The organism is Bradyrhizobium sp. BR 1433, from assembly GCF_051547665.1.
GTDB classification, from domain to species: Bacteria; Pseudomonadota; Alphaproteobacteria; order Rhizobiales; family Xanthobacteraceae; genus Bradyrhizobium; species Bradyrhizobium australafricanum.
The window spans coordinates 5,435,478-5,448,781 of record NZ_JBPUGG010000001.1 but is presented as its reverse complement, the minus strand read 5'-3'; the positions used below and the strand labels follow the sequence as shown (position 1 = coordinate 5,448,781).

Here is a 13,304-nt window from a genome sequence, read left to right as displayed (position 1 = left end):
GATCGCTCAGCATTCCTTGGGATCAACGAGACCGTCGCTGCGCGCCACGATCTCATAGTTCCCGCCCTTGGCAACAGCGGTGTACATCTTCATCTTGCAGTGACGCTTGCCCGGCACCATCTCCGCGGGTCCGCCCGGCCCTTCGGCGATCTTGGCGTGGTCGAGCGCGGCCGCAACGGAGTCGCGGTCGACCTTGCCGGCCTCCTTGACCGCCGCCTCCCACAGCTTGAGGCCGCGATAGGTGCCGGTGGCGGCGCTGCCGGCCGCGAACAGGAAGTTGCCGGGGAAATCCTTCTCATAGGCCGCCTGCAGCTTGGCGTCGAACGGATCCTCCTTGGTCAGCACCTTGAAATAGTCGAGGCAGCTCGCAAGGCCTTCGATCTCGTTGGCCTGATTGATGTTGAGCGTGTTCTCGTCATAGTAGACGCAGGCGAGCCGCCCGCCGTTCTTGAGGAAGCCGGCTTCATAGAGCTGCTTGAAGAACGGGCCGACGCCGGGCGGGATCACGGTGTTGAAGACGACGTCGACCTTGTTGGAGATGACGCGGTTGACGGTGGCCGAGAAGTCGACCTGGTCGAGCGGGTAGTATTCCTCGAACACCACCTCGCCGCCGTTCGATTCGATCACCTTGCGGGCGTAGACGTTGAGCGTGTGCGGCCAGACATAGTTGGCGCTCGGCAGCGCGAACTTCTTGCCGCCGTTCTTGATCAGCCAGGGAATGAAGGTGTCGCACTGCTGCGCCGGGGTCGGGCCAGTGCAGAACAGGTAGGGCGTGCACTCCTTGCCTTCGTAGAGCTGCGGATAGATGTAGAGCGTCTTGCCGCGCGCCACGATCGGATCCTTGATCGCGTTGCGCATCGACGAGGTGATTCCGCCGAGCACCATGTCGACCTTGTCGCGCTGGATCAGCTTGCGGACATTGCCGACCGCGACCGATTCGTTCGAGGCGGTGTCCTCGATGTAGAGCTCGAGCGGCCGGCCGAGCAGGCCGCCGCCGGCGTTGATCTCCTTGATCACCATCTTGGCGACGTTGGCGTCGGCGTTGCCGGCATAGGCGATCGGGCCGGTCAGGTCGGTCGCGATGCCGACCTTGATCGGTCCCTCCGCGGCGTTGGCCCAGTCGGGCCTGACCACCCAGCTGCCGACCCCGGTCGCGAGCGCGCCGGTCGCGAAAGCGAAATTGCTCATGAAGCGGCGGCGCGTGAGATTGGTGCGATCGAACATCTGACTAAACCCCTTTTCCCGATATGAGGCCCTGCGGGCGGAATTTGATGAAGGCAATTGCGAGCACGAAGACGAGGACGTCGGCGACGACAGGAGACATCACCCATGGCAGCGCCGCGCTGAGCGTGCCGATCACACCGGCTCCGGCGACCGGACCGATGAAGGAGCCGACCCCGCCGACCATCACGGCAACGAAGCCCTGGATCAGGAAGCGGATGCCGAGATCGGCGAACAGGCTGAACACCGGCACGATCAGCGCGCCGGCAAGTCCGGCCAGCGCCGCGCCGAACGCGAAGGTCGCCCCGTAGATCAGGGGGGTCGAGATGCCCGACGCGCGGGCCAGCGCCGGATTCTCCAGCGTGGCGCGGACGCGAAGCCCGAACGAGGTGCGCGCCAGCAAGAGATAGCAGCCACCCATCACCAAGAGCGTGATCACGATGATGGTGAAGCGCCAGGCCGAGATGTGGACGGAGCCGAGGTCGATCGAACCGCCGATCGGCTCCGGCACCGTGAGATAGAAGCCGCCGATCAGGCCGCGCACGCTCTCGCGGATGATCAGGCCGAGCGCATAGGTGCCGAGCATCGCCACGATCGGCGCGGCGTAGAACCGCCTGATGATCAGCGCCTCCAGCACGAAGCCGATCGCGCCGACCACGAAGGGCGCCGCGACCATGCCGGCCCAGACCGGCGCGCCATGGGCGTAGGCCAGATAGGTGACATAGGCCCCGAGCAGGACGAACTCGCCCTGCGCGAAGTTGAAGATGCCCATCATGCTGGCGATGATGCCGAGCCCGAGCACCACCAGCACGATGATCGCGCCGAAGCTCACTATCTCGAACGCCGCGGCAAAAGTGCTAGCCATGACGTTCGATCCATCCAGCCTGCGTCTGCAACAAGCGGCGCCTCACATCTTCTTCCAGTCGCCGGCCTGCTCGAAGGCGTGCGCGGCGCGGTAGATGGTGGATTCCTCGAACATCCGGCCGACCAGCATCAACCCGACCGGCAGGCCGTTGACCATACCGCAGGGCAGCGACATCGCCGGGTGATGGGTGATGTCGAACGGCGCGGTGTTGGTGATCATCTCGAGCGCGCGGGCGACATAGTCCTCGCGGCTGGCATTGGCCGCCGGCAGCGCCGGCGCCTTCATCGGCGTGGTCGGCAGCAGCAGCAGGTCATAATCCTTGAACGCCTTGTCATAGGCCGCGGTGAGGCGGCGGGAGATATTGAGCGCCTTGCCGTAGAAGCGCGGACCGAAATTGTTGTTGATGTAGGTGCCGAGCATCATGAACAGCTTGGTGGTCTCCGACAGCGAGTCCGCCTGGCGGCGCCAGCCGCGATGGAAGTCCATCAGCGAGGTCGAATAGAGGTCGGGCCGGCTGAGGCCGTAGCCGTCGCCGAACATCATGGTCTGGGTCAGGCCTTCGGTGCCGATCGGGGTCCAGATCGCGGGGCCGACCATGTGCATCGGGATCGACACGGTGTCGACCGAGGCGCCGAGGTCCTTGAAGCGCTTGGCCGCCTCGCGCACGCTTTCATTGACCGCGGCCTCCGCGGTCGGCTGCTCGAAGCCTTCCTTGAGGATGCCGATCTTCATGCCCTTGACGCCTTTGCCCAGCGCCTTGGTGTAATCCTCGACCTTGGGCGCCTTGATGCGCGGATCGTAGCCGTCGTCGCCGGCGATCACTTCGAGCAGCAGCGCGTTGTCCTCCACCGTCGCGGTCATCGGTCCGGTGTGGTCGACGAAGATCTCGATCGGCATGATGCCGGTATAGGGCACGAGGCCCCAGGTCGGCTTCATGCCGTAGGTGCCGCAGAACGAGGACGGCATGCGGATCGAGCCGCCCTGGTCGCCGCCGATCGCCATGTCGACCTCGCCGAGCGCGACCACGACGCCGGAGCCCGACGACGAGCCCCCGGCCGAGTAGCCCATCTTGTGCGGATTGTGCACCGCTCCGTAAGAGTTGGTGTGGCTGCCGCCGGACAGGCAGAAGTGCTCGCAATGGGTCTTGCCGGCGATCTCGGCGCCGGCATCGAGCATGCGCGTGACGATGGTGGCGTCGAAATCGGGGATATAGCCTTCCAGCGTCGACGAGCCGTTCGTCATCGGCACGCCGGCCAGCATGATGTTGTCCTTCAGCGCCACCGTCTTGCCCTTGAGCTTGCCGGAGGCCGCGCCCTTCACGGTCGCCTTGTAGTACCAGGCGTTGCGCGGGTTCTCCTCTGGCGCCGGGCGATAGCCGGGCGTGCGCGGATATTTCACCGCGGGCAGTTCGTCCGGCATCGCGGCGATCACGTTGTAGGCGTCGATCGAGCCCTGCATCAGGCCGCGGAACGAGGCCACATCCTCATCGGTCAGTGACAGGCCGCACTGCTCGGCGACGGCACGAAGTTGCGTTGGCGTGGGAAGGACGACGGTCACGGCGCTCTCCTGAAGCTTTTGATCTTTGGATTTGATCCCTCGAGGCAGGGTGCGGCGGCGCGTTGCCCGCGCGAACCGCTCACCCCATTGTTGTATTGAAAACGGAAATATTTTCCTTTTCAAGGATTATTTCGCAAAACCTTCCGGCGACGCTGTCGCACTGCTCAGATCGGCTTGATCACCCTGAAGTCGAGACCGTCGGCTTCGGCAAGATACATCGGCATCCTGGCATGGCCGCTGCGCACCGTGACCGGACCGCGCGGGCCGCGATAGACGAGGTTGTCCGCCGCCGCGAGCAGCGGCCGCATGTCCAGCGTGCCGGCGCGCTTGGCGGCGGCCTCAAGCAGGCAGAATCCTTCATAGGCGGACTCGCTGCACGAGCCGACCGGCGGCGCGAAGGCACCGAACATCGCGCGATAGCGGTCCCTGAAATCGTCGCCTTCGCGTGAGCCGACGGAGGGAAAATAGCCGGAGGCGCAGTAAAGGTTCTCCGTCTTGTCGGCGCCGATGCCGAGCAGCGCCGTCTCGTCGAAACAGCCGGCAAAGCGCAGCGTGGTGGCGGCAAGGCCGGCATCGGCGAAGGCGCGGTTGAAGGTCACGCTGTCGGTGCCGATCAGCGAGATCAGCACGACATCGGGTTTCGCAGCACGAATCCGTTCCAGCTGCGCCTCGTGATTATCCTCGCCGACCGGCACGAACTCCTCGCCGACCACGAGACCGCCGGTCTCCTTGATGTAGCGCTTCACTGCGCGGTGCGACTGCCATGGCCAGACATAGTCGCTGCCGATCAGGTACCAGCGCGAAGCGCGCTTCGCCTCGGCCAGCCAGTGGATCGACGGCCGGTTCTGCCAGCGTGGCGTCTCACCGATCGCGATGACGCCCGGCGTCCGCTCGCCGCCTTCATAGACCGGCGTGTAGATGTAGGGGATCTTGCTGCGGGTGATGAGGCCACGCAGCGCGACGCGCACCGCGCTAGTGTGCATGCCCATGATGAGATCGACATCGTCGGATGCGATCGCCTGCTCGGCGCGATCGAGCACGTCCTCGATCGGTCCGCCGGCGTCATAGACCGAGAACTCGACCTCGCGGCCGAGGATGCCGCCGCGCCGGTTGATGTCGGCGACGGCGAGCTGTGCGCTCGAGGTCGCCGCCGGTCCCCACATCCCGGGCGAACCGGTGCAGCAGACGAAGCCGGCGATCCGCAGCCCGCTGCGCGCACCGCGCGGACCGAAACCGTCCCGATCCATCGGGAAAAGACCCGATCGGACCGCGCCGACGTCAGGTTCCGGAACAGCAGGGAAGGCGGGCATGGAAGGCCGCCATACCTGCTGCTCGAGGTTCGGGCCATGACGTAGGGCGTCGATTGCACACCTGCTCCTGTCTGGCACCGGCAAGCCGCGCGGCGAGCGCGGCATCGGCCGGTCCATCTAGATCGTCCTGATCACATTGAAGTCGAGACCGTCGGCCTCGGCAAGATAGATCGGCATCTCGGCGCGGCCGTCGCGAAGGGTGACGGTGCCGCGGGCGCCGCTGTAGACGAGGTTGTGCGCTGCGGCGGACAATGGTCCGATCGACAGCGAGCGCGCCTGGTTGGCCGCCGCTTCGAGAAAGCGCATCCCCTCATAGTTCGACTGCCCGACCGAGCCGATCGGCGGCGCATGCGCCCCGAACATCGCGCGGTAGCTGGTCCGGAAGTCGTCATTGGCGCGCGAATCGATGCAGCCGAAATAGCCGGAGGCGCAGAACAGGTTTTGGGTCGAGTCCGGCCGATGCCGAGCATCACGGTCTCGTCCATCGCGCCGGCGTAACGCAGCGTGGTCGCCGCAAGCCCGGCCTCGGCGAAGGCACGGTTGAAGGTGATGCTGTCGGTGCCGATCAGGGAGATCAGCACGACATCGGGCCGTGCTGCGCGAATCCGCGCCAGATGCGGCTCGTGATTGTCCTCGCCGAGCGGGACGAATTCCTCGCCGACGACATGGCCGCCGGCCTCCTTGATGTAGCGCTTCACCGCGCGATGCGATTGCCAGGGCCAGACATAGTCGCTGCCGATCAGATACCAGCGCTGCGCCTTCTTGACCTCGGTGAGCCAGTGGATCGCCGGCCGGCTTTCCGCGCGCGGCGTCTCGCCGATCGCCATCACCCCGGGCGTCCGCTCGCCGCCCTCATAGACCGGCGTGTAGACATAGGGGATGCGGCCGGCTGTGACCTTGCGCAGCGCGAGGCGCACTGCCGAAATATGCGAGCCCATGATCACGTCGATCTCGTCGAAAGCGATCGCCCGCTCGGCGCGGCGCACCACCTCCTCGATCGGGCCGCCGGCGTCGTACATCGACAATTCGACCTCGCGGCCGCGGATGCCGCCGCGCCGGTTGATCTCGGCGACCGCGAGCATGACGCTGTTGGCGGAGATCGGCCCCCAGATTCCGGGCGCGCCGGAGAAGGTGATGAAATTGCCGATTCGAAGCTTGCTGTCGGTGCCGCGACGGCGCGACGAGCCGGGCTTGAGGGTCAAAGCGAGATCGGCCGCGCAGGACGACGGATTTCGAAACAGCAGCGGCGGCGGGACGGGCATGCCGCCATACGCCTGGAAAGAGACCGTCGAGAGCACGCCAACTCCTGTCTGGGAAGCAGTACGCAACGCAGCCAGCGGGCGGTCGCGGCATCCGCCCCTTGGTTGGGGGAATATCCTAGGTGAAAATATTGAATATTCAACAATTGAAGTGCATATAGAAACGGCATGAGTTGCCGGACATTCATTCACCGGGTCAGGAACCAGGTCTTACGCCGTGGCTAAACCGCCGAAAGAAAATTCCCCGATCACCGAACATCTCGCCTACCTGCTGGCGCAAGCCAACCGGGAGATCAACCGGCAGTTGGAGACGCGGCTCGCCAAGGAAGGCGTGCCGGTCGAGCAGTGGCGCATCCTGAAGGTGCTGTCCGACGGCAACGGCCACTCGATGGGCGAGCTTGCGGATGCTGTGCTGCTCAACCATCCGACGCTGACCAAGATGATCGACCGCATGGTGTCGGACGCCCTGGTCTACCGCGTCCAGGATCCCAAGGATCGCCGCAAGGTGCTGATGTTCGTCTCCGACCGCGGCAAGGCGCTGTGCCGGCGGCTCAACTCGCTCGCGGTGAGCCAGGAGGAGCACATCGTCGAGAGCTATGGCGACAAGTCGACCACCGAGCTCAAGCGCCTGCTGGAAAGCCTGATCGGCAGCGCCAATTAAGGTCGCGCCGGCCCGGCGCGTTTCTACCGAAGCCATCGAAAAAAGACCGCCAGGAAATGTCGGGATGCAGCGGTTTGGTGCGTCCTTGGGGCGCGCCCTGCGGCGCAGCCTTCGCGCTTGGCCGCGCTGGTCCACCCGATTACTCGTTAGTGAGGATTTCCCGTCATGACTTCGATCACGCCGTTCCTCTGGCTCGACAACAACGTCCGCGATGCCGTCACCTTCTACCAATCGGTGTTTCCGAACGCCAAGATCGAGACCGTCAGCGATTTCATGGCGACCTTCGAGCTCGAGGGGCAGCGGTTCCACGCGCTCAATGGCGGGCCGCAGCACAAGTTCAACGAGGCGGTGTCGTTCTTCCTGAGCGTCGAGACCCAGGAGCAGGTGGACTACTTCTGGGAAAAGCTCACCGATGGCGGCCAGGAATCGCGCTGCGGCTGGCTCAAGGACCGCTTCGGCCTGTCCTGGCAGGTGATCCCGACCGCGCTCGGCCGCTATCTCAGCGCCCCCGATCGCAAGGCAGCCGATCGCGCGATGCAGGCGATGCTGAAGATGCAGAAGATCGTGATCGCCGATCTCGACAGGGCCTTCGCCGGCTGAAGGCGCTGCGGCTCGACGGGCGGGACAGTCGCCCGCGGCGTCGGCGCGCGTGGCGGCTTAAGCGTACCGGCCGTGGCAGTGCTTGTACTTCTTGCCTGACCCGCAGGGGCAGTCCTCGTTGCGGCCGACCTTGCCCCAGCTCGCCGGATCGTTCGGATCACGCTCGGTGGCAATCATCCCGGGCGCCAGCGAGGCCTGGGCGTAGGTGGCCTCGGTCAGGCGGGCCTGCGCGAACTCGTCCTCGCCGGTGTTGGGATCGAGCTTGTGCGCTTCCATCAGCGGCAGCGGCTGCGGCGGCTCCTCCGGCGGCACGATCTCGACCCGCATCAGCTGCGCGGTGACGGCCTCGCGCAGATGCGCGCTCATCTCCTGGAACAGGTTGAAGGCTTCGGTCTTGTACTCCTGCAACGGGTCACGCTGGCCATAGCCGCGCAGGCCGATCACCTGTCGCAGATGGTCGAGCATGATCAGGTGCTCGCGCCAGAGATGGTCCAGCGTCTGCAGCAGGATGGTCTTCTCGACGTAACGCATCACGTCGGGACCCCATTGCGCGACCTTGGCGGCCATGCGCTCGTCGACATGGGTCTCGATGCGGGTCAGCAGCTCCTCGTCGGCGATGCCCTCTTCCTTGGCCCATTCGTCGACCGGCAGATCGACATCGAGCACGCGCTTCAGCTCGTCCTTGAGGCCGGCGGTGTCCCACTGCTCGGCATAGGCGTGCTCAGGAATGTATTTGGCGACCACGTCCTCGACGAAGGCATGGCGCATGTCGGTCACGGTCTCGACGACGCTGTCGTCCTTCATCAGGTCGACGCGCTGGTCGAAGATCACCTTGCGCTGGTCGTTCTGGACGTTGTCGAACTTCAAGAGGTTCTTGCGGATGTCGAAGTTGCGCGCCTCGACCTTCTGCTGCGCCTTCTCGAGCGCCTTGTTGATCCAGGGATGGATGATCGCTTCGCCTTCCTGCAGGCCGAGCCGCTGCAGCATGCTGTCGAGCCGGTCGGAGCCGAAGATGCGCATCAGATCGTCTTCCAGCGACAGGAAGAACTTCGAGCGGCCGGGATCGCCCTGACGGCCGGAACGGCCGCGCAGCTGGTTGTCGATGCGGCGGGATTCGTGACGCTCGGAGCCGATGATGTAGAGGCCGCCCGGCTTCTTCACGGTCTTCGCGGGCTTGTTGCCCTTGGCGGGCTCGACCTCGAAATCCTCTTCCGCCTTCAGCACGATCTCGCGGAAGCGCTCGATGTCGGCCTTGATCTGCTCGATCTTCTTGGCCTTCTCGGCCTCATCGGTGATCCCGGCGGTCTCCTGCTGGATCCGCATCTCGAGCGAGCCGCCGAGCTTGATGTCGGTGCCGCGGCCGGCCATGTTGGTCGCGATCGTGATCGCGCCCGGCACGCCGGCTTCCGCGACGATATAGGCTTCCTGCTCGTGGAAGCGCGCGTTCAGCACCGCGAACAGCTTTGCCGGCTTGCCGGCGCGCGCGGCGGCATAGAGCTTCTCCATGCCGGATTCGGACGTGAAGTCGATCTGCTTGTAGCCGTGTTTCTTCAGGTACTCGGCCAGCACTTCCGACTTCTCGATCGACGCCGTGCCGACCAGCACCGGCTGCAGCCGCTTGTTGGCGCGCTCGATCTCGGCAAGGATCGCGGCGTATTTCTCGTTCTGGGTGCGGTAGACCTCGTCGTCCTCGTCAAGGCGCGCCACCGGCAGGTTGGTCGGGATCTCAACGACCTCGAGCTTGTAGATGTCGAACAGTTCGTCGGCTTCGGTCAGCGCCGTGCCGGTCATGCCGGACAGCTTCTGGTACATCCGGAAATAGTTCTGGAAGGTGATCGAGGCCAGCGTCTGGTTCTCGGGCTGGACCGTGACGTGCTCCTTGGCTTCCAGCGCCTGGTGCAGGCCTTCCGAATAGCGGCGGCCCTGCATCATGCGGCCGGTGAACTCGTCGATGATGACGACCTCGTCGTCGCGGACGATGTAGTCCTTGTCGCGCGTGAACAGCGTGTGCGCGCGCAGCGCCTGGTTGACGTGATGCACGACGGAGACGTTCTCGACGTCGTACAGCGAGTCGCCCTTGAGCTGGCCGGCGTCGCGCAGCAGGTTCTCCAGCTTCTCCATGCCGCCTTCGGTCAGCGTCACCGTGCGCTGCTTCTCGTCGACCTCGTAGTCGTCCTTCTTGGCGAGATTCGGCATGAAGGTGTCGATGGTGTTGTAGAAATCCGAGCGGTCGTCGAGCGGGCCGGAGATGATCAGCGGCGTGCGCGCCTCGTCGATCAGGATCGAGTCCACTTCGTCGACGATCGCGTAATAGTGCTCGCGCTGGACCATGTCCTCCAGGCGGTACTTCATGTTGTCGCGCAGATAGTCGAAGCCGTATTCGTTGTTGGTGCCGTAGGTGATGTCGCAGGCATAGGCGGCCTTGCGCTCGGCGTCGTCGAGGCCGTGCACGATCACGCCGGTGGTCAGCCCCAGGAAGGCGTAGATCTGGCCCATCCAGCCCGAGTCGCGGCGGGCGAGGTAGTCGTTGACGGTGACGACGTGGACGCCCTTGCCGGCGAGCGCGTTGAGGTAGACCGCAAGGGTCGCGACCAGCGTCTTGCCTTCGCCGGTCTTCATCTCGGCGATGTCGCCCTCGTGCAGCACCATGCCGCCGATCAGCTGAACGTCGAAATGGCGCTGGCCGAGCGTCCGCTTGGCGGCCTCGCGCACCGTGGCGAAGGCCGGAACCAGGATGTCGTCCAGCGTCTTGCCGCTGGCGAGCTGCTGCTTGAACTCGGCGGTGCGGGCCTTGAGCTGATCGTCCGTCAGGTTGACGAGCTCGGGCTCCAGCGCGTTGATGGCGTTGACGCGGGATTGATACCCCTTGACCCGACGGTCGTTGGCGGAGCCGAAAAACTTGCGGGCGAGCGCGCCGATCATGCGAAATTCCTGTTCTTCGGTCTCGAGTTCGGTCTTCGTTCAGTGTTGGAATTCAACTTGGAATTCAGTCTTGGATTGCAGCCTGAGATGGTCCGCCGGATCGCCTATCAACTCACCGTGACGCGCTACGGTTCGAGCCCCGGCCCGGGGGGCTCCTCCGCCAATTGAGTGGGAAACAGGCCATCCTGGGTTCAACGGCGAAAAACGCAGCAAAATAAGCGCTCTCGCCGCTGACGCGGTTGGCCAGAGATATGGCCCGGTCGGGGGGTTGTCAACGCTGGCAAGATGTCAAGGAATTCATCATTTTGACAAGACTTTCGCGTTGCCAATGTAACACGATTGGGCGAGTGTCCGCCCTGCTCGAGCTTCCCCCCTTTGAGACAAGGATTTTGCATGACCACCTCGCCCCCGGAAACCAAAACCGGCCTGCGCCTCGGCCTCGCCACCCTGGCCGCGACGGGCTGTCTTGTCGCAGTGCTGGCTGCCGGCCTCCCGGTCCGGGCCGCGGAATCCGACCCGGTGCTGGCGAAGGTCAACGGCTCGGAGATCCACGCCAGCGACGTGGCGCTCGCCGAGGAGGAACTCGGCCCGAGCCTGCAGCAGATGGACCCCTCGACCCGCAAGGACAACGTGCTGTCCTTCCTGATCGACATGAAGATCGTGTCCAAGGCCGCCGAGGACAAGAAGATCGAGAACAATGACGACTTCAAGAAGCGGCTCGCCTTCACCCGCAACCGCCTGTTGATGGACAGCCTGCTTGCCAGCGAGGGCAAGGCCGCGACCACCGACGACGCCATGAAGAAGGTCTATGAGGAGGCCGCCAAGCAGATCACCGGCGAGCAGGAGGTGCGCGCCCGCCACATCCTGGTCGAGACCGAGGACGAGGCCAAGGCGATCAAGGCCGAGCTCGACAAGGGCGCCGACTTCGGCGAACTCGCCAAGAAGAAATCCAAGGACCCCGGCGCCTCCGACGGCGGCGACCTCGGCTTCTTCACCAAGGAGCAGATGGTGCCGGAATTCTCCGCGGTCGCCTTCTCGCTCGAGCCGGGCAAGATCTCCGATCCAGTCAAGTCGCAGTTCGGTTGGCACATCATCAAGGTCGAGGAAAAGCGCAACCGCAAGGCGCCCGACTTCGAGCAGGTGAAGGCCCAGATCGAGACCTATGTGACCCGCAAGGCGCAGGCCGACTATGTCGCCAAGCTGCGCGAGGCCGCCAAGGTCGAGCGCATGGACAAGCCGGCCGACGCGGCCGCGCCGGCGGATGCCGCCAAGGACGCGCCGAAGCCGGCCGACAACAAGATGGCGCCGGCGAAGAAGTAAGCTTCGCGACGTCAATGGCTTCAATGCGCGATGGCCGGGCATGTCCCGGCCATTTGCTTTTGCGGTGCCTTCGATTGATCGCGTCGTCCCGGCCCGTTTCGCAATTGCGCACGGGGGCCGGGACCCATGATCCGCGGCGGAGCTTGTCTTGCTGTGGCAGCAGTTTCTTGAACAATTGATGACGGTGGTTATGGGTCCCGGCTTTCGCCGGGACGACGCCGTTATGCGTTCGCATCGCAGCCCTCTCCCGCTTCGCACGGCGAGATGTTGATGTTATGGAGCGCTTCCCTCCCCGTAGCCGGAAGCTTGCCGATGTCCACCGCCGTCTCCCCCTCGCCCCATCAGACGTTCCCGAGATGCCCGTGATCGCGGGTGCGCGGCTTGCGACCGCTGCCGCCGGCATCCGCTACAAGGGGCGCACCGACGTGCTGCTTGCGCTGCTCGACAAGGGCACCACGGTGGCCGGCGTCTTCACCAAGTCGAAGTGCCCGTCGGCGCCGGTCGAATGGTGCCGCGCCAAGCTGAAGGGCGGCGCTGCGCGCGCGCTTGTGGTCAATTCCGGCAACGCCAACGCCTTCACCGGCAAGACCGGCAAGGCGTCGACCGCGCTGACCGCGCAGATCGCGGCGAAGGCGGTCGGCTGCTCGACATCGGACGTGTTCCTCGCCTCCACCGGCGTGATCGGCGAGCCGCTCGACGCCACCAAGTTCGACGGCGTGCTGGCGCAGCTCGCGCAGACCGCGACCCCCGATCGCTGGATGGACGCAGCGAAGGCAATCATGACCACCGACACCTTTCCGAAGGTCGCCACCGCGACCGTCAAGCTCGGCAAGGCCAAGGTGACGATCAACGGCATGGCCAAGGGTGCCGGGATGATCATGCCCGACATGGCGACCATGCTGTCGTTCATCTTCACCGACGCGCCGCTGTCGGCCTCGGTGCTGCAATCCCTGCTCAAGGCCGGCGTCGAGGACACCTTCAATGCGCTGACCATCGACGGCGACACCTCGACCTCGGACACGCTGCTGGCATTCGCGACCGGCGCTGCCGCTGCCCATGGCGCGCCGAAGATCTCGCGCGCCGGCGACCCGCGGCTGAAGGCCTTCACCAAGGCGTTCCAGCAGATCCTCGCTGATCTGTCCGAGCAGGTGGCGCGGGACGGCGAAGGCGCCCGCAAGCTGGTCGAGGTCGTGGTCGAGGGCGCCACCACCAAACCGTCGGCGCGCAGAATCGCGATGTCGATCGCCAATTCGCCGCTGGTGAAGACCGCGATCGCCGGCGAGGACGCCAATTGGGGCCGCGTGGTGATGGCGGTCGGCAAGGCCGGCGAGCCCGCCAACCGCGACAAGCTCTCGATCTCCTTCAACGGCATCCGCGTCGCCAAGAGCGGCGCGCGCGATCCGTCCTACAACGAGAAAGAGGTGTCGGAGGCGATGAAGGCGCCGAAGATCCAGATCAAGGTCGCGCTTGGCCTCGGCAAGGCCAAAGACCGCGTGCTGACCTGCGACCTCACCAAGGAATACGTCGCGATCAACGGAGATTACCGGTCTTAATCGCACACCTTCCTACCCGTCATCCTGAGGAGCGCG

At 65.0% G+C, this 13,304-nt stretch carries 8 protein-coding genes and 2 pseudogenes; 4 read left to right on the top strand and 6 right to left on the bottom strand.

What is annotated here, in order from left to right; all coding sequences use genetic code 11:
• Positions 1 to 6: 6 nt before the first annotated feature.
• From ACSKB9_RS26230 to ACSKB9_RS26210, 5 genes and pseudogenes are all read right to left on the bottom strand, one after another.
• Positions 7 to 1,224, bottom strand: coding sequence for a substrate-binding protein (locus ACSKB9_RS26230; RefSeq protein ID WP_028337305.1), 1,218 nt, complete (start codon positions 1,222 to 1,224; stop codon positions 7 to 9).
• A 4-nt stretch (positions 1,225 to 1,228) separates the two neighbouring features.
• Positions 1,229 to 2,086, bottom strand: coding sequence for a branched-chain amino acid ABC transporter permease (locus ACSKB9_RS26225; protein ID WP_028337306.1), 858 nt, complete (start codon positions 2,084 to 2,086; stop codon positions 1,229 to 1,231).
• A 42-nt stretch (positions 2,087 to 2,128) separates the two neighbouring features.
• Complete coding sequence (locus tag ACSKB9_RS26220; RefSeq protein ID WP_438076716.1) at positions 2,129 to 3,643, bottom strand: amidase; 1,515 nt, start codon at positions 3,641 to 3,643, stop codon at positions 2,129 to 2,131.
• A gap of 164 nt (positions 3,644 to 3,807) precedes the next feature.
• A pseudogene (locus ACSKB9_RS26215) lies at positions 3,808 to 4,991 on the bottom strand (substrate-binding domain-containing protein).
• Between the two features lie 79 nt (positions 4,992 to 5,070).
• Positions 5,071 to 6,251 (bottom strand): annotated as a pseudogene (locus ACSKB9_RS26210) (substrate-binding domain-containing protein).
• 178 nt (positions 6,252 to 6,429) lie between these two features.
• On the opposite strand from ACSKB9_RS26210, the gene ACSKB9_RS26205 reads away from it, so the two are divergent.
• Together ACSKB9_RS26205 and ACSKB9_RS26200 are read left to right on the top strand one after the other, a co-directional pair.
• Complete coding sequence (locus tag ACSKB9_RS26205; protein ID WP_016847408.1) at positions 6,430 to 6,873, top strand: MarR family winged helix-turn-helix transcriptional regulator; 444 nt, start codon at positions 6,430 to 6,432, stop codon at positions 6,871 to 6,873.
• 165 nt (positions 6,874 to 7,038) lie between these two features.
• Entirely contained in the window at positions 7,039 to 7,473 is a 435-nt protein-coding gene (locus tag ACSKB9_RS26200; protein WP_438076714.1) for a VOC family protein, read from the top strand.
• A gap of 57 nt (positions 7,474 to 7,530) precedes the next feature.
• Here the strand turns inward: ACSKB9_RS26200 and secA are convergent, their stop codons facing one another.
• On the bottom strand, positions 7,531 to 10,395 hold the full coding sequence (gene secA / locus ACSKB9_RS26195) for a preprotein translocase subunit SecA (RefSeq protein WP_438076712.1): 2,865 nt from the start codon (positions 10,393 to 10,395) through the stop codon (positions 7,531 to 7,533).
• 393 nt (positions 10,396 to 10,788) lie between these two features.
• Here secA and ACSKB9_RS26190 point away from each other — a divergent pair, with 393 nt between their 5' ends.
• Both ACSKB9_RS26190 and argJ read left to right on the top strand, forming a co-directional pair.
• Positions 10,789 to 11,715: a peptidylprolyl isomerase gene (locus tag ACSKB9_RS26190; protein ID WP_028337312.1), complete on the top strand. Its 927-nt coding sequence runs from the start codon at positions 10,789 to 10,791 to the stop codon at positions 11,713 to 11,715.
• 275 nt (positions 11,716 to 11,990) lie between these two features.
• Positions 11,991 to 13,268 (top strand): bifunctional glutamate N-acetyltransferase/amino-acid acetyltransferase ArgJ, encoded by a 1,278-nt coding sequence (argJ, locus tag ACSKB9_RS26185; protein ID WP_438076710.1) that lies wholly within the window; start codon positions 11,991 to 11,993, stop codon positions 13,266 to 13,268.
• Positions 13,269 to 13,304: the final 36 nt, after the last annotated feature.

What these genes read in the sequence shown, in the direction of transcription:
- argJ (WP_438076710.1), top strand. Translation starts at nt 11,991, where the DNA reads ATGGAGCGCTTCCCTCCCCGTAGCCGGAAGCTTGCCGATGTCCACCGC.
- ACSKB9_RS26225 (WP_028337306.1), bottom strand. Translation starts at nt 2,086, where the DNA reads ATGGCTAGCACTTTTGCCGCGGCGTTCGAGATAGTGAGCTTCGGCGCG.
- ACSKB9_RS26200 (WP_438076714.1), top strand. Translation starts at nt 7,039, where the DNA reads ATGACTTCGATCACGCCGTTCCTCTGGCTCGACAACAACGTCCGCGAT.
- ACSKB9_RS26190 (WP_028337312.1), top strand. Translation starts at nt 10,789, where the DNA reads ATGACCACCTCGCCCCCGGAAACCAAAACCGGCCTGCGCCTCGGCCTC.
- ACSKB9_RS26230 (WP_028337305.1), bottom strand. Translation starts at nt 1,224, where the DNA reads ATGTTCGATCGCACCAATCTCACGCGCCGCCGCTTCATGAGCAATTTC.
- secA (WP_438076712.1), bottom strand. Translation starts at nt 10,395, where the DNA reads ATGATCGGCGCGCTCGCCCGCAAGTTTTTCGGCTCCGCCAACGACCGT.